This window comes from Wenyingzhuangia aestuarii (assembly GCF_011927765.1).
Classification (GTDB): domain Bacteria; phylum Bacteroidota; class Bacteroidia; order Flavobacteriales; family Flavobacteriaceae; genus Wenyingzhuangia; species Wenyingzhuangia aestuarii.
The window spans coordinates 1-17,628 of record NZ_JAATJG010000013.1 but is presented as its reverse complement, the minus strand read 5'-3'; the positions used below and the strand labels follow the sequence as shown (position 1 = coordinate 17,628).

Annotated in this window: 13 protein-coding genes; all 13 read left to right on the top strand. The window is 29.8% G+C overall.

The window, feature by feature from the left end:
* Positions 1 to 264: 264 nt before the first annotated feature.
* Complete coding sequence (locus GGR97_RS11885) at positions 265 to 2,127, top strand: KAP family P-loop NTPase fold protein (RefSeq protein WP_167898742.1); 1,863 nt, start codon at positions 265 to 267, stop codon at positions 2,125 to 2,127.
* 6 nt (positions 2,128 to 2,133) lie between these two features.
* Positions 2,134 to 2,967: a hypothetical protein gene (locus GGR97_RS11880; RefSeq protein ID WP_167898741.1), complete on the top strand. Its 834-nt coding sequence runs from the start codon at positions 2,134 to 2,136 to the stop codon at positions 2,965 to 2,967.
* The gene (gene qatC, locus GGR97_RS11875; protein ID WP_167898740.1) at positions 2,957 to 4,309 is read left to right on the top strand and encodes a Qat anti-phage system QueC-like protein QatC; all 1,353 of its coding nucleotides are present in this window, start codon (positions 2,957 to 2,959) and stop codon (positions 4,307 to 4,309) included. Before GGR97_RS11880 ends, qatC begins: the two co-directional genes overlap by 11 nt.
* A complete protein-coding gene (qatD, locus tag GGR97_RS11870; protein ID WP_167898739.1) occupies positions 4,306 to 5,037 on the top strand; it encodes a Qat anti-phage system TatD family nuclease QatD in 732 nt (243 codons plus the stop codon). Before qatC ends, qatD begins: the two co-directional genes overlap by 4 nt.
* A gap of 165 nt (positions 5,038 to 5,202) precedes the next feature.
* Positions 5,203 to 5,445 carry a helix-turn-helix domain-containing protein gene (locus GGR97_RS11865; RefSeq protein WP_167898738.1) on the top strand — a complete coding sequence of 81 codons (243 nt, stop codon included), beginning with the start codon at positions 5,203 to 5,205 and terminating at the stop codon, positions 5,443 to 5,445.
* Complete coding sequence (locus GGR97_RS11860; protein WP_167188107.1) at positions 5,417 to 5,737, top strand: HipA N-terminal domain-containing protein; 321 nt, start codon at positions 5,417 to 5,419, stop codon at positions 5,735 to 5,737. Before GGR97_RS11865 ends, GGR97_RS11860 begins: the two co-directional genes overlap by 29 nt.
* Entirely contained in the window at positions 5,734 to 6,690 is a 957-nt protein-coding gene (locus GGR97_RS11855; RefSeq protein WP_167898737.1) for a HipA domain-containing protein, read from the top strand. The genes GGR97_RS11860 and GGR97_RS11855 overlap by 4 nt, the downstream gene beginning before the upstream one ends.
* Positions 6,691 to 6,798: 108 nt before the next feature.
* On the top strand, positions 6,799 to 9,108 hold the full coding sequence (gene hsdR / locus GGR97_RS11850; protein ID WP_167898736.1) for an EcoAI/FtnUII family type I restriction enzme subunit R: 2,310 nt from the start codon (positions 6,799 to 6,801) through the stop codon (positions 9,106 to 9,108).
* Between the two features lie 2 nt (positions 9,109 to 9,110).
* Entirely contained in the window at positions 9,111 to 10,865 is a 1,755-nt protein-coding gene (locus GGR97_RS11845) for an AAA family ATPase (RefSeq protein WP_167898735.1), read from the top strand.
* A complete protein-coding gene (locus GGR97_RS11840; protein ID WP_167898734.1) occupies positions 10,866 to 12,383 on the top strand; it encodes a class I SAM-dependent DNA methyltransferase in 1,518 nt (505 codons plus the stop codon).
* A complete protein-coding gene (locus tag GGR97_RS11835) occupies positions 12,376 to 13,563 on the top strand; it encodes a restriction endonuclease subunit S (RefSeq protein WP_167898733.1) in 1,188 nt (395 codons plus the stop codon). The genes GGR97_RS11840 and GGR97_RS11835 overlap by 8 nt, the downstream gene beginning before the upstream one ends.
* Positions 13,564 to 13,640: 77 nt before the next feature.
* Positions 13,641 to 16,271 (top strand): McrB family protein, encoded by a 2,631-nt coding sequence (locus tag GGR97_RS11830; RefSeq protein WP_209272375.1) that lies wholly within the window; start codon positions 13,641 to 13,643, stop codon positions 16,269 to 16,271.
* Positions 16,271 to 17,488 carry an McrC family protein gene (locus tag GGR97_RS11825; RefSeq protein ID WP_209272374.1) on the top strand — a complete coding sequence of 406 codons (1,218 nt, stop codon included), beginning with the start codon at positions 16,271 to 16,273 and terminating at the stop codon, positions 17,486 to 17,488. Before GGR97_RS11830 ends, GGR97_RS11825 begins: the two co-directional genes overlap by 1 nt.
* The last annotated feature ends 140 nt before the right edge of the window (positions 17,489 to 17,628 follow it).

The window sequence follows — 17,628 nt, the reverse complement described above, 5'->3', positions numbered from 1 at the left end:
GCTTACTTACCAATACAGTAAGTGTTAACACTCTGTTTAGTAGTTGTTTTGTGTAGTTGTTGGTGTAGTATAGCTGTAGTTATTTATTGGTGTTAAATTCTATTTAACAAATCGATTTAATTTGTAATTGATACTTCAAGCTATAACTCATAAAGCTAGTCGATGTTATAAATAAGTAAAAGTATTTATTACTAAAGTTAAAAAAAGCTATGTAACCTACATTTGTATAAATAAGTTTTCTCTATTTTTAGAAAAAAAAGCTATATGTGGTCAGATAATGAAACCTCAGAAGATTTACTAGGATTTAAAGTACATGCTGAATTAATAACAGAAGTTATTAAAGATGATTTATTATTACCAATAACAATAGGTGTTTTTGGTGATTGGGGAAGTGGGAAATCTAGTATACTTAAAATAACCAAAGAAGAGTTAGATAAGTTAGAAGATGAAACATTTGTACTATATTTTAATGGTTGGCTGTTTGAAGGCTATGATGATGCAAAAGCAGCATTATTAGAGTCTATAGTTAAAGCTTTCGAAGATAACGAAAGATTTGTTCCTGAAGTTAAAATAAAAGCTAGAAAATTACTTAAGTCTGTTGATTGGATGCGAGTTTTGGGTTTAGGTTTCAAAAATGTAGCATTACCAATAGCATCAGCTTATTCTACTGGAGGTACTTCGCTTATTCCTTATTTAGCGAATAAATTGGGAGGTTTAGATTCGTCTATTATCTTAGAAAAATTAAAAGGAGAGGATTCTGAAAATTTTTTAAAATCAATTATTAAAGATGAAGAACCAGAAGAGAAATCTATGCTTGTAAGGGAGTTTAGAGATGGTTTTAGTGAGCTTATTAGGGATTCTAAAATTAAAAAACTAGTTGTTATTATAGATGACTTAGATAGATGTACACCTGAAAGAATTATAGAAAATTTAGAGGCTATTAAACTTTTTTTAAATGTAGAGAAAACAGCTTTTATTATTGGTGCAGATCCTCGAATTGTCAGACATGCTATAGAATATAGGTATAAAACAGACAGAATTGAATTATCAGATGATCCGAATAGTAGAAATAAACGAATAGTTAATGATTATTTAGAAAAACTTATTCAGGTTCCTTATAACCTTCCCCGTTTGTCAGATAATGAAGTTGAAACATACATGACTTTACTCTTTTGTAAAAAAGAATTAGGAGATGATTTTCAAAAAGTTTTATCAAATTTTTATACTTATAGAGAAGGAAATAGATATGGGACATATGGATTTGGAGATTTAAAGAATGTTATTAATGAAGCTAAATATGAAAAATTAAGAGGGAGTATTACCCTTATTGCTTCATTATCATCTATAATAACTGAAGGTTTGAATGGAAACCCAAGACAAATAAAAAGATTTTTAAACACTTTTACTTTAAGAAATAGACTTGTTAAAATTGCAAAAATAAATGATTTTAGGATTGATATTTTAGCAAAATTGATGGTTTTAGAATATTCAGTTCCTGGTTTGTTTAGGAAAATTTATGAATGGCAAGTAAGTCAGCAAGGAGAACCAAAAGAGTTACAAGAATTAGAAGAGTTGTCGGAAAAATCCAATATTGAAATCTTAAGAACTAAATATTCAGCTGATTGGGCAACATCTAAAATGTTAATGTGGTTAAAAACAGAACCAAAGTTATCAGAAGTTGATTTGAGAGATTACTTTTGGATATCTAGAGATCAACTATCAGGTACAATTAGTGGAGCGTCATTAATACCAGCACATATTCGTTTATTGTTTAAAAAGTTAATAACTCATGGGTCAGGTAAAATATTATCTAATACTATAAATACCGAGATTAAAGATAAGTTGTCTCCTGTTGATTTAGAGTCGTTATATACATTGTTAGTTAAAGAATTGTCTAAACATCCAGAAAAAACTAATGTACATAAGATATTTATTGAATTCATGTCTCTAGATGTACAGGAATCTATTGAATATTATTCAAGACTGATAAAAAACGTTGATAATTCAAAAATACCTTTTAGTATAGGTAATCAGATTAAACTAGCTATTAAAAATAATAGTAATGTTGAGATTATACTTAATTTATTTGATAAGGATTCCAAAATTTACAAACAATTAAACCAATAATAATTAATGGGGACAACACAACGAATTATACCAGGAGTAACTGGAGAGCCTAATTGGGGAAGTTTAAGTAGAGCTATTACGGGTCTTGCTAAAACAGTTGAGGATGAATCTAAATTAGACTCTCATGTTGAAGATGAGAAGACACCTGAGATTCTTGAAAATGAATCTAAGCAATTTGTTAAAATTATAAAAAGAAGAGAGAAGCATTTACAATCTACATTTGATAATTTGATTAGAACTGGTGGAGGTAAATCTTCTATTATAAGTGGTCGCTCAAAATCTTTTGGAAAAGGGGGAAGAAAATCAGCAATTAAAATTTCAAGTTTTTTTTCTGGAGTATCTCAGCATGGAGTAGAAAGAGAATTAAATAATATAGGTTTTGGCTCATTAGTAGGAAAGTCTGTAGATGATATTATCAATCATCTTTTGATGTATATGTCAGATGATAGTTCAGGTATGGATGAAGTAGCTGCAAGTAAAGCTAGCTGTGAAGTTTTTGATGAAATAATTGAAGAAACAGGAGACGATGTTGAAAAATTTGAAGATTATATTAAGAACGTAGTTGATAATAATCTTTTAGAGAATGTTTTATGTAGGTTTTTTGGGTTTTACATATTTGAACATTTATCACAACGATTTGTTGAAAAAATTGACCAGCAAAAAGGGAAAAGCATAAGTATGGAGACTTTTTCAATAATAAAAGAAGATATTTTAGGTAGGATTGAAATTTTAAATACACAAAAATCAGTTAAGAATATTGATTGGAGTGGAAAAGAAGGGCATAGAGAAATAGAAAATATTTTTGAATCAATAATCAATATTATTAGCAATGATGACTAGAATAGAAGTTGGTAGACCTTCATTTGAGGTAATAAAAAAACAAAAAAAACAGGAGAATCAAATAGTGAGATTAGAACTCAAAGGAATAGTGCAAAATAAGGTAGAGTGTGCTGATGTTGAAATTGATTTTAATACTTTGCTGTCTTTTGTGAATTTATCGTCTGATTTAGCTGTCGATTTTTTCTTTTTTTCGGCATCAGTCTATGGTATTGATAGGTTTATTGAAAGAAGGAAAAATTCAGTAGATGGTTGGTCAAGAGATTTTGAAATAAGTATACCAGTATCAAATGTAAAATTATGGGAATTAATCAAGTTAGATATTGAAAAGATGCTGTCTTTTTTAACAGGTGATTATTGGAGAGTAAGTTTTTATTATAATAAATTTTCTTTTCCCAAGCTATCGTTAGAAAAAGAGTATGAAGGTGATTTTACTCATGTGAACTTATTTTCGGGAGGTTTAGATTCGTTAATTGGTGCTCTGGATCACCTAAAATCAAAAACTAATGAAAGAATATTATTAGTTTCTCACTATGATAGGAAAATGGGAGGTCCTAAAAAAGATCAGGAGGATTTATTAAAAATGATTAATCCTATTTATGGAAAACAATATGTACATGTTCCTTCTATTAATGTGTCTCTTGAGAGATCATCTATAAGAAAAACTGAGACAACATTAAGAAGTCGATCATTATTATTTAGTGGTATGTCATTCCTTATTGCACAGTCAAAAAAAGTATCAAGTATTGTCGTTCCAGAAAATGGGTCAGTTTCCTTAAATTTTCCTTTAAGTTCCTCTAGAAGAAGTGCATGTAGTACAAGAACCACCCATCCTAGAGTACTTTCTGTATTAAATTTTATTTGGAGTAAATTAGATTTTGATATTTCTATATTCAATCCATATGAGTTTTGTACAAAAGGAGAGATGGTTTTAAAATGTAAAGACCAAGATAGTCTTTTTAATTTATTAGATACTTCAAATTCCTGTGGTAAAAGAGGGCATCGTGCTCATTGGGATTTCTCTGGAACTCATTGTGGTGTATGTATGCCTTGTGTATATAGAAGAGCTTCTGTTATTGGTTTTAATGATAAAACATCATATGGGAATGATATAAATAATCTTGATTTTAAGAAGAAGAAAGGGCAAGATATTGCGGCTCTTTTAAGTTTTTTAAATGAATCATTTTCTAAAAAAGAAATTCAAAATGAATTAATAGTTAGTGGTGTTTGTGATATGAATAAGTTAGATAAGTATACTGACTTAGTAATGCGTACAAGATTAGAACTAAAAGAATACGTTAGAGTCTATGGAAATAATCAGATAATAGTTAAATCAGGTTTATGATTATAGATACTCACTGCCATGTAGATTTGTATCCTAACCCAAAATCATTAATAAATGATTTGGAAAGAGATGGTATCCTAACTATAGGAATGACCAATTTGCCTAGTCATTTTAAGATGGGATACCCTCATGTCAAAAATCTAAAAAAAATAAGATTAGCTTTAGGTTTACATCCTCTATTGGCTTCAAACCATTTTCAGGAACTACCTCTGTTTATGAAGTATCTTGATTATACTTCATATATAGGAGAAGTTGGATTAGATTTCTCAAAAGATGGTATAAATACAAAAAATATTCAATTAGATAGTTTTGAAAAGATTTTACAGGTTGTTTCAAGTAAACAAAAGATATTAAGTATACATTCTAGAAAAGCTGAAAAAGAGGTGCTTATGATGCTTAGAAAGCATAAAATAAAGAATGCAATATTTCATTGGTATACTGGTGGATTAAAATTAATTGATGAAATAGTAGAGTCAGGGTATTATTTTTCAATTAATACATCGATGATAAAATCTATTAATGGACAAAAGATAATAAGTCGTATTCCCAAAGAAAAAATTTTAACAGAAACAGATGGTCCTTTTGTAAAGTACAATGGAAGGATTGTTAAATCTAATGATATAAGTGTTATTATTGAATATTTAAATATTCAATACAATTCCAAAATGATGGAGGGTCAGATCTATGAAAACTTCAAGAAGTTATTAGATAGAATTAGCGATAAATGATGATGAATTACTATAGATAATATTAGAGTATAACTAGTTAACGTGTATTTTTCTAATCATGTTTCATACCCTAAAAGGTATAAAATATAATTTACTTTATAGTTTATACCCTATTGGGTGTATTTATGTTTTATTTTAGTATATTGCACCCATAAAGGTATAATTATGGAGGAGCGAAATAGAAATAATGACATTGCTTTGTTTGTAAGAGAGAGCCGCAAAAAAGCAAACTTAACTCAAGTTGAATTAGCAGATATAACAGGAGTTGGTTTACGTTTTTTACGAGAACTAGAACAAGGAAAACCTAATTTAATGACTGATAAAATCAATCAAGTATTATTGTTTTTTGGTCATACATTAACTATCAAATCTATAAGCGATGAGACAAGGAGAAGTATGGGTTCATAATCAACTAGCAGGGATGTTAATTGAAAACGAAGATGGTTATGTGTTTTGTTATGATGCAGATTATCTAAAAAATGACTCAGCAAAAGCTGTTAGTCTAACACTTCCTTTGCAATCTAAACCTTTTGAAAGTAGATATATGTTTTCTTTTTTTGATGGACTTATACCTGAAGGTTGGCTATTAGAAATCGCTCATAAAAATTGGAAATTAAACCCTAGAGATAGAATGGGCTTGCTATTAACCACTTGTAGAGACTGTATAGGTAATATAAGTATAATTCCTGTTGACTTATGATTTGTTTAGCTTGTTTAAAGAAAATAGAACCAAATACTGGAATTGCTAATTACCATAAAAAATGTTTAAAAGAGTTTTGGCTAGAAGATGAATCTGTATTTAATTTAAATTATGAAGTTTCAGAGATTGAAGATCTAGCGAAACAAAATGTTGCTCAAAGAGTCATTGTAACTGGTGTACAGCCTAAATTATCTTTAGGGTTTATAAAAGAACAAAAAGAATCTAGACTAACTATCGTAGGAGCTTTGAATGGAAAATTTATTTTAAAACCACCTTTCCATTTGTATCCTCAAATGCCCGAAATTGAGGCTTTATCTATGTTATTGGCTAAAGCTTGTGGTATTGCTACCGTTCCCTTTTTATTAATTCCTTTAAAAGATGGTACGTTAGCTTATTTAACAAGAAGGATTGATAGAGGATTAGGATATATTAAGTTTCCTATGGAAGATGCCTGTCAGTTTACAGATAGACTTACAGAGCATAAGTATAAAGGATCTTACGAGCAAATAGCAAAAGGAATTATAGCTTATACGCAAAACCCATTAATTCATGTCGTTAAATTTTATGAGCAAGTATTAGTTTCTTTTTTAATAGGAAACAATGATATGCATTTAAAGAATTTTTCGGTAATAGCTTTAGATCAACAAAATTATCAATTAACTCCTGTGTATGATATGGTAGCTGTAAATCTTCTAATTCCTGAAGACGAAGAAGAATTAGCTTTAAATTTAAATGGAAAAAAAAGAAAATTAAATAGAAGTGATTTTGAAACTGCAATGAATAAAGCTCATATCCCCACTAAAGCTATCAGTAACTTATTTAAGCGTATAGAAAAAGGAATGGAAAAATGGAATGAGTTGATAGATAATAGTTTTTTAACAATAGTTAAAAAAGAGCAGTTAAAAAAAGTAATTGAAGATAGAGCAAAACAAATTGAGATGATACAGTATTAATCTTTTAAAAGGGTACTCTAACTACACAAATGAAAACAAATATCAATAAATGAAAATAATTTAGAAAGTGTCTTTGTATATTTATATCTTAAATCCAAGAATTGCTAAATGGGTAAGAAAAATATTTCAGAATCTGATACGAGAGCGAATTTCATCGATCCTAAACTTGTTGAGAGTCAATGGGAACCTATCCATATAGTAAGAGAATACTATTTTACAGATGGTAGAAAACTGTTAGGAAATAAAAGAGGAAAACGACTGTTTTTAGATTACTTACTCAAGTACAATAATACAAATTTGGCCATTGTAGAGGCTAAAAAACTAGGAGATCATCCAACCAAAGGTTTACAGCAAGCACTTGACTATGCAGAAAAGTTAAAAATAAACTTTGTATATGCAACCAATGGTAAACGCATATACGAATTTGATAGAAGTAAAGGAAAAGGAGATTATATAGATAATTTTCCAACACCTAAAGAATTGTATAACCGTCTTTTTGGAACTAAGAACAAACTAAAAGAACAATTACACAACATTCCGTTTCTATTAACAGGGAATTTTGGACCACGTTATTACCAAGAAATTGCAGTAAATAAAGTAATGGAAAGCATTGCAGATGGCCAAAATAGAATTTTATTAACCTTAGCTACAGGAACAGGGAAAACCTTTATTTCATTTCAAATAGTACATAAATTATTAACAGCTAAATGGAATATAGAAGGAGAAAACCGAAGACCTCGTGTACTCTTTTTAGCAGACAGAAATGTATTGGCAGATCAAGCAATCAATACGTTTAATCCGTATGAAAATGATGTCATTAAAATTGATGGTGAAGAAGTTAAAAAACGTAACGGAATAGTACCTACCAATGCTTTTATCTTTTTTGCTATATACCAAGCCATTGCAGAGCGCGAAGACATTGGTGGCTATTATAAAGAATATCCAAGTGATTTTTTCGATATCATAATTATTGATGAATGTCACAGAGGTTCTGCTAATGAAGAAGGTTCCTGGAGAGCTATTTTAGATCATTTTAGTCCTGCAATTCATCTAGGTTTAACAGCAACTCCAAAACGTGAAGACAATGTAGATACGTATAAATACTTTGGAAAACCTATTTACGAATATTCCCTAAAAGATGGGATTCAAGATGGATTTTTAACTCCTTATAAAGTACAACGTATTACCACAAATATTGATGAATACATACACACTAACGATAGTAAAATCATACAAGGAGAAGTAACCAAGGATAGGTACGAAATCAAAGATTTTAACAAAAGTATTACACTTAAAAACAGAATTGAATTGGTAGCAAAAACCATTTTACAGCAAATTGGTAAAATGGAAAAAACCATTGTGTTTTGTGCCAATCAAGACCATGCCTTAGACCTAAGAGATTACATCAATAAGCATAAAAAAGTAGTAGATACTAATTACTGTGTGCGTATAACCAGTGATGAAGGAAAAAATGGAAGAGAGTTGCTAGAGGCTTTTCAAGACAATGATAAAGACATTCCTGTAATTTTAACTTCTTCTAAAATGTTAACTACAGGTGTTGATGCTAGAAATGTACGCAATATTGTATTAACCTCACCCATTGGTTCTATGGTAGAGTTCAAACAAATCATTGGTCGTGGGACACGTGTGTTTGATGGAAAAGATTTTTTTAATATTATAGATTTTGTTGGGGCAACCAATTTGTTTTACGATAAAGATTGGGATGGTGAACCTGAAGAAATAGATACTGAAGGAACGGGAGGAGAAAAAATACAAAAACCACTTCGTAAACCCAAAACAAATGAACCAGAAGAAGATTATGTACGTAAAGAAAAATTAATAGTAGAACTTTCTAATGGTCGACAATTAAGAGTAACAGATATTGATACTCGTTACATAGATGAACACGGAAAACCTTTAACTGCTCGTGAATTTTTAGAAAAATTAATAGGGGAGTTACCTGCCATTTACAAAGATGAAAATCATTTACGAGAAATATGGTCTAATCCAGATACCAGAGCTGATTTATTGATAAAATTAGCAGATCTAGGTTTTGACAACGAACAATTAAATGATTTAAGAAACATGATTGCTTCTCCTGAATGTGATATCTTTGATGTATTATCTCATATTTCTTTTTCTTCCGAATTAATGACACGCAAACAACGTGTAGCATTCGTAAAAGGAGAACCTCAGTTATTTAATATTTATAAAAACTTAAAAGCACGTGAGTTCTTAGAGTTTGTTCTAAAACATTACGAAGCGTATGGTAGTGAGGAATTACAACGTGATAAATTAGGTGATTTGGTAAAACTAAAATTAGGAACACCCAAAGATGCCAAAACGGCTTTTGGAGACATGAAAACTTTATTAAATGCCTACTATAGGCTACAAGAAAATATATACAAAGCGGGATAATTATGACTATAAATTTTAAAAGTAAATTATCTGAAGCGGAACAATCATTAGACTTAACAAATGGTTTAATAACATTTATTGGTCAAAATGGTTGTGGGAAATCTTCAATATTAGAAGCAATATTTCAAAAATATATTGAAGATGAAACTCTTAAAGTAATTTGTTTTTCATCTGGACAAAATGAATTGTTTTCATCACTTTTTAATCATCACAAAAAAATAAATAGAAGATATTTAAATGAAAGAGAGGAATCATCTATCAATTCTTTTTATTTTGATGCTAATTGGGTAAGAATGTTGGTGTTTTGGTCAACAATTTTTAAACCTAATGGATTGGTAAGAAAATATCTTGTAGAAAAGAATTATATAGATATAGATGATGTTTTGGGTGACGATATTTCATCGAAACTAGATTTTAGATTTAGAATAAGAAAATATTATGTAGATAAAATAAAAAAAGAAATTGAGGAAGAAGAACATACAGATCAAGAAGAAGAGGGGTATGTATTTAATGAAGATCAATTAAGAAAAACAAGCTTTCATGAAACCATTGAAAAAATAATTTCCACATTCAATATTGATTTTGATTTTTCTAACAATACAAATCTAGTAAAACGTTGGCTTAAATTTGATTCAGAAAAAGCATATGATGTATTTACTCATAAGAATATAAATAAAATTTTTACATTTTGGGCTTTAGCAACTAATGGATGGACTTCTAATACAGAATTAGAAGAATGCAGTTTAAAGTTTAAAAATAATTTAGAATTCAGTTCTTTAAGTGATGGTGAATATCAATTATTATCCACATATGCCATATTAGATCTTTTTGATTCAGAAAATACTATTTTTCTATTTGATGAAATAGATTCTCATTTGTATTATGAAAATATAGAAAAATTATGGACTGTTTTAAAAGCTGCTTCAGGTAAAATTATTGCGACTACTCATATTTCTGATTCAATACTTCAGAATGAAATAGAAAGCATTAAGTTAATAGAAAACGGTAAAATTGAAGCTGATTTAACAATTATAGAATTATCTAAACGTTTATCAAATATAGTAGGTAAAAATTCATATGAATTTAATGTTGCTTCTAGAATAAAAAAAATAGCCTTAATCGATGATCATGTAGATTGGTTGATTTTTAGAAAACTAGCCTTTAAAAAAATAGGAGAACAAGTTAATGTAATATTTAATCAAATCATACCCATAAAGAGAACATCTAGTTTTAAAACTACGGAAGAGGTTTTTGGTAAGGGAAAACTACGTTTTGTAGAAGATTTTAAAGCGAATGCACCAAGTAATTCATTAACTGAAGATCTATTTTTAATTTGTGATAAAGATGACTTACCAATAAGTCAGGTTAATAATGATTTAAGAGTTAGAATTCATAATGAGTTTAAGGATGTCAAAAAATTTAAAGTAGCAGGAGTTGCAAATGCAACAACATGTCACCTTTTAAGTTGGAAACGTCGTGAAATAGAAAATTATTTAATATCTCCATCCATGTTGAATTATTTTGAAAAGTTACAGGAGTTAGAAGATCAATTTAGACACATTACTTTTCCTAGAAATAATAATCTCGATGATTTCACTGATATTAGAGAATTAGACAGTAAGACATTAATACACCCATTATATAAAGATGGAGGTTTTGATGAAGAAAAATTAGATTTAATGATTGAAGAAATCCCTGTTGATGAGATTTCAAATGATATAGAATTAATGTACAATTACCTAAGAGACCATATATAAATGAGCATACAAAATAATATAGATAGAATTACGGACATTCTCCGTAGAGATGATGGAATTTCTGGTGCCATGCACTACACAGAACAAATTTCTTGGGTGCTATTTTTAAAGTTCTTAAACGATTACGAAGACAACAAAGCCGATGAAGCTTTTTTAGAAGGGACAGAATACACACATGTGTTACGTAAAGATTTACGTTGGCAACAATGGGCTTGTCCTAAAGATGAAAACGGAGTATTAGATGTAAAAAGAGCTTTAACAGGAAGTGATTTAATAGATTTTGTCAACAATACCTTGTTTCCTTATTTAAAAGCTTTTAAAAGTACCACCAACGATCCTAAAACGTTGACCTATAAAATAGGGGCTATTTTTGAATATTTAGACAACCGTATTGCTAGTGGACATACTTTACGTGAAGTATTAGATATTATTGATAAGTTAGATTTTCAGAGCAATGATGAATTGTTTGAGTTATCTCAAGTTTATGAAAACCTACTAAAAAGCATGGGGTCTGATGGTGGAAACTCTGGAGAGTTCTACACTCCAAGAGCCATTATAAAAGCCATGGTAGAAACAACGCACATTAAGGTAGGAGATACCATTTATGATGGAGCGGTAGGTTCGGGTGGTTTTTTGGTAGAAGCCTTTGATTTTTTAACAGCAGGAACTAAAAAAGAAAATCTATCCGCAAAAGATTGGGAAACCATTCAAAACCATACTTTTTTTGGGCAAGAAAAAACCAGTTTAGGGTATGTAATGGGAATGATGAACATGATTCTTCATGGGATAGAAAGTCCTAACGTTTTTAAAGGAAATACTTTAACCCAAAACATACGAGATTATCAAGAAAAGGATAGACACAATGTAATTTTGGCAAATCCACCTTTTGGAGGAAAAGAAAAAAAGCAAATACAACAAAACTTTCCGGTAGAAAGCAATGCTACAGAAATTCTATTCATGCAGCATTTTATGAAAATGCTAAAATTAGAAGGACGTGCAGCCATTGTAGTGCCAGAGGGAGTTTTGTTCCAAACCAACAATGCATTTACCAAGGTAAAACAAACCTTGTTAGAAAACTTTAATGTGCACACCATTGTAAGTTTACCAGCAGGAGTCTTTTTGCCTTATAGTGGAGTAAAAACCAATATTATTTATTTTGATAGAAACGGAGCCACTAACAATATTTGGTACTACGATGTTACACCTCCTTACAAACTCACCAAAAACAAACCCATTGCTTACGAGCACTTACAAGAGTTTGTACACCTGTTTCACCACCCAAAAGAACGCAATGCTACCAATGCCAAATTAAAAGAGTCACAGAGCGGAGTAGAAGTAAGCTATAACTGGACAGTAAATATAGCAGACATAAAAGACTACGACCTTAGCGCCAAAAACCCACACAAAGTAGTAGAGGTAGTGCACCAAACGCCTAAAGAGCTGCTAAAAGCCATCAAACAAAACGATGCTGCCATAAACACATTAATGAACCAAATAGAAAGCTTGATTGATGGGTAAGTGGAAAGAAAAAAGATTACAAGATATTTGTGAGAGAATAACAGATGGAACACATCAAACTCCAACCTATTTTGAGAAGGGATATATATTTTTATCTTCTAAAAATGTTACATCTCAAAAAATAGACTGGCAGAATGTTAGATATGTTGACGAAAAGCAATATATAGAATTTCAAAAACGTATTGCACCAAAAATTGGAGATATTTTGTTAGCTAAAAATGGAACTACGGGAGTTGCAGCAATGGTTGATAGAGATGTACCTTTTAATATCTATGTTAGTCTTGCGTGGTTGAGAACTAAAGGAGAAGTTATACCAGAGTATTTACTATATTTCATAAACTCACCGAATGCAAAAAAACAGTTTAATAATAGGTTGAAAGGTGTCGGTGTTCCTAATCTACATTTGAAAGAAATAAGGGAAGTAAAAATGTCATTTCCGACGAACCATTTAGAACAACAACGCATTGTAGCCAAATTAGATGGTTTGTTTACCAACATAGACAAGGCCATAGCACTGTTACAAGAAAACATACAACATACCCAAGCGTTAATGGGGTCAGTGTTGGATGAAATATATTCTAAAGGAGATAAAACGCTTAAAGAAGTTTGTTTTATTGGGCCTAAAAAATCAGAAGTTAGAAATTTAGAAGATACTATAGATGTTTCATTTTTACCAATGAAAGATTTAAATGAACATAATATTAATTTTGTTCCAAATGAATTAAAAAAAATAAATGAAGTCTACAAAGGTTACACTTATTTTGCTGATGGAGATATCATTTTAGCAAAAGTAACACCTTGTTTTGAAAATGGTAAAGCAGGGTTAGCAAAAGATTTAATGAATGGAATAGGGTTTGGTTCATCAGAATATCATGTTTTAAGACCTAAAGAAACTGTATTACCAGAATGGATTTATTTTGCTGTTTTAACAGAGCAATTTAGGATTACAGGAAAAGAAAACATGACTGGAGCAGGTGGATTAAAAAGAGTTCCGAGATCTTTTTTAGAAGAATGGTTAATACCTGTCCCAGACCTATCAGTTCAAAAAAGACAAATTAAAAGAATTGTTAAAATTCAAGAAAAAACAAAAGAGCTTGAAGCTTCAATTCAAAGAAAACTAACTCATTTAAAATCCTTAAAAAGTAGTTTGTTAGACCAAGCTTTTAAAGGGGACTTGTAAATGTCAGTTCTTGTATTCTGATCTTGTTTCAGTATCAACACTTGAACCGTTTTTATATAAAAAAGCTATAGAAAAAAATGAAATTAGTAGATGTTATAGGTAAAATAGAGGTGTGGAATGACTGGATAAATGCCTATAAGAATTTTGTTCCTAAATTTATTACAGAAGCCATTACAAAAGCAGAATATAAAGATTGGGATAATGATGTTTTTATGGAGTTTTTTGAAAAATCTAACAATCAATGTGTTTCATCCTTGCAACAAGGATATTTTACCAATTTAGAAAAAGAAGCTATCAAAAATAATTGGGGTCAAATTTCTTATTTATTAAAAGTTGTTGCAGAGAATCAATTTGTACCAAGTTGGGAAGCTTATCAAAAACTAAAAGAGACTATAAATAAATACACTAGTCAAGATAGAAAAGCTGCTACATTTAGGATGTTAGCAGGCTTACAGCCTAATTTATTAAGTACGGTAGTAAGTCAAAAAGATTTAAAGAAACTTTTTAGTTATCTAAAAGAAAATATTGAAGAACCTATAGAAAATTATACAGGAAATTGGTTCCATGATAGCCATACAATGGCTAATTATTTTCAAAAAAATATAACTCACACAAACAAAATGGATTTGATTTCATACCCATGGCAAGTGTTAGATTATTTTAATAAAATGAATTCATCTACCGTTGATATAAAACAAGAATTTGCTAGGTGGTTATTAAAAAATGGACCAAAAACTTATAAAGATTATTATGGTGACGAATTAGATGGTGTTTTAGAAAAACTAAAAGAAATTAATAGTTACTTTTCTGAAATTGATTTGTTTGAAGTGTCAAAAGAAAATTTTAATAAAAAAATAGATTTTCTGAAAGTATTGCTATATGGTGATTTGGAAGTTGAAAATAAGGCTTTTTATGACTATAATAATAAAAAAGGGAATGGAAGACCTAAAGCAATAATGGGTAAAAATAATTACTTTATTTTTTTAAAAGAAAAATTTAACAAGAGTATGGTTAGGAATAAAACGGAACAAATAGATTCGTTATATCAGGAGTATTTAACTTATTTAGAATTAAATGATTTAAGTAAAACTACAATTAATATTTATGCAAATAATTTAAAGTTAATACTAACAAAACATAAAGTAAAAGAATATTTTGAGGTAGAGGATTTTAAATATTTTTCGAACTTAAAATTCAAAGAATATGAAAAATTATCATCTAGATCCTTTGAACATAAAGGAAAAGGATTAAAGTATTTTGTTGCTTTTTTCTCAGGTAAATTACCAGTAGATTATGGGCATCCACTTAACCAAATCCTTTACGGACCTCCAGGAACAGGTAAAACCTACAATACCATTAACAAAGCGGTTTCAATAGCAGATCCTTCATTTATCATAGATGATACCTCCAAAGAAGGCAGAAAAACTTTAAAAGAAAGATATGATGAATTGATAAACCAAGGACAAATTGTATTTACCACTTTTCATCAATCCATGGCTTATGAAGATTTTGTAGAAGGAATAAAACCAGAAACAACTGATGAAAATCAGGTAATTTATAAAATTGAAGATGGACTATTTAAAAAATTAAGTTACCAAGCATCTTATGAGTTTGTAAAACAATCTAATAGTACTCAAGTAAAAGAAACTTATAGTTTTACTCAAGCGTACAAACAATTATTAGAAAATATAGAAGTTAGTTTTTCAAATAATGAATCAGTAGAGTTGATTATAAAAAATGGAAATACAGTTGTTGTAGAAAATATTACAGACCAAGGAAATATTCGTTTAAGACATCAAAACGGAAAAACTTTATACACAGTTTCTGAAACTCGATTATTAAAATTACATCAAAATATTGGTGAATTAAATGAGTTAGACAACCTGCACAAAGAAATCACTAATTATATTGGAGGTTGTAATGCAACTGTTTTTTGGGCGGTATTAAATAAGGTTAGAGATTTGATGATTCAAACAAATACTACTGAGCCTAACATTACATCTTATCATGATAAAAAACAAATGGTAAATAATTTTCATTTTGAAAATTATAAAGATGCTACAGCAAAACCAATAGTACTAATTATTGATGAAATCAACAGAGGAAATGTATCCGCTATATTTGGAGAACTTATTACGTTATTAGAACCTAGCAAACGTTTAGGAAACAAAGAAGCCTTAACGGTAACACTTCCTTACAGCAAAGAAACTTTTGGAGTGCCTAACAACCTACATATTATTGGTACCATGAACACAGCAGATCGTTCGGTAGAAGCTTTAGATACGGCTTTAAGACGTAGATTTGTGTTTGAAGAAATGATGCCTAATACATTACTTTTAAAAGACAAAATAATAGAAGATATCAATCTTTCAGAACTTTTAGAAAAGATTAACAAAAGAGTAGAGGCATTGATAAATAGAGATCATACCATAGGTCATTCTTATTTTATAAATGTTACTTCCCTTGAGGAATTAAAAACCACCTTTAAAGACTGTATCATTCCATTGTTACAAGAATATTTTTATGGAGATGATGGTAAAATAGGATTGGTCTTAGGAGAAGGTTTTGTCAAAATTGTAGAGAACGATGATGCCATCTTCTCTAGTTTTGAATACCAAGGCAGAGAAAGTTTAGTAAGCCAGTCATATGAAATCATCCCTTTTGATGAAATTGATTTTAAAGAGGCAATAGCTAAATTATTGGCCTAATGAAACAAATAACCTTATTTGAACATGATCGTTTAACCTTGACTCATCAATACATGAATCAAGAGAAACTAGATGCCTTATTAAGGTTCAATGAATTTCATGACAACAAATATTTTGATGGAATTGCCAAAGGAATTAAGTTAAAACAATTCGTAGGGATCATTCAGGTAGAAGATTTAACCATAGAAATACTTCCCAAAGTAGATAAAAATAAAGAAGAAAACTTGTGGAGAGAGGTATTGTTGCAAATGCTAAAAACCACAGGTCGTTTAAAAGTAGAAAGCACAGGAGCAGCCAATGTAAATAGACAAAATTTAAACTTATTAGAAATTTATTTTGAAATATACTTAAAGGAACTACAGTTCTTAATTCACAGTGGTTTGGTAAAACAGTATAGAAAAAACACCTCTAACAGTACGGTACTCAAAGGAAAATTAGAATTTGCTGGGAACTTACGTCATAATTTAGTTCATAAAGAACGTTTTTACACCACACATCAAGTATATGATACCAATCATCAACTACATCAAGTACTAAACGAAGCTTTGTGTGTGGTAGATCAATTTACCAAAGGAACTCGTTTAAGTGATGCTTGTAAGCGTATCAAAATGAATTTCCCAACAGTTTCTAGAATACAAATAAATGAGAAGATTCTAAACAATGTAAGCTTAAATAGGAAAACAATCGCTTACACCAAGGCATTAGAATTAGCTCGTTTAATATTATTGAACTATTCTCCAGACATAAAATCAGGTAAAGAAAAGATGTTAGCGTTATTATTTGACATGAACATTCTTTGGGAAGAATATGTTTTAACTATGTTAAAGAAAACATGTAGAGGATCCGAAATTATAGTAAAAGGACAAGCATCTAAAAAGTTCTGGGGAACTTATAGGACTATCAGACCAGATATTGTAATTCAAAAAGGAGAGGAGACCATTATTATTGATACCAAATGGAAGAAACCAAAAAACAGTCAACCATCTATAGAAGATTTAAGACAAATGTACACCTATGCTCGTTTTTGGAACACGAGTAAAGTAATGTTGCTGTATCCAGGTGATGGTGCATCGAGTCCATTTAAACTTTATCACAATAACCAATTTGATGGAGTAGAACATCAGTGTAAAATTAGCTTTGCTTCTGTTTTAGATGATGATAAAAAATTAGATAAATGGATAGGAAACAAAATATTATATGATTTGCTAGAATCTTAGAAGTTCTCTGAATAATGTTTTATGTATAAAAAAAGGAGGCATTTTTGGACAGCCCCCAAAAAGTTGGACGGTTAAAAAATTAATTATTGATATGAGCTCGATATTTTATCGGGCTCATTCCATTTAAAGCTAATGATATT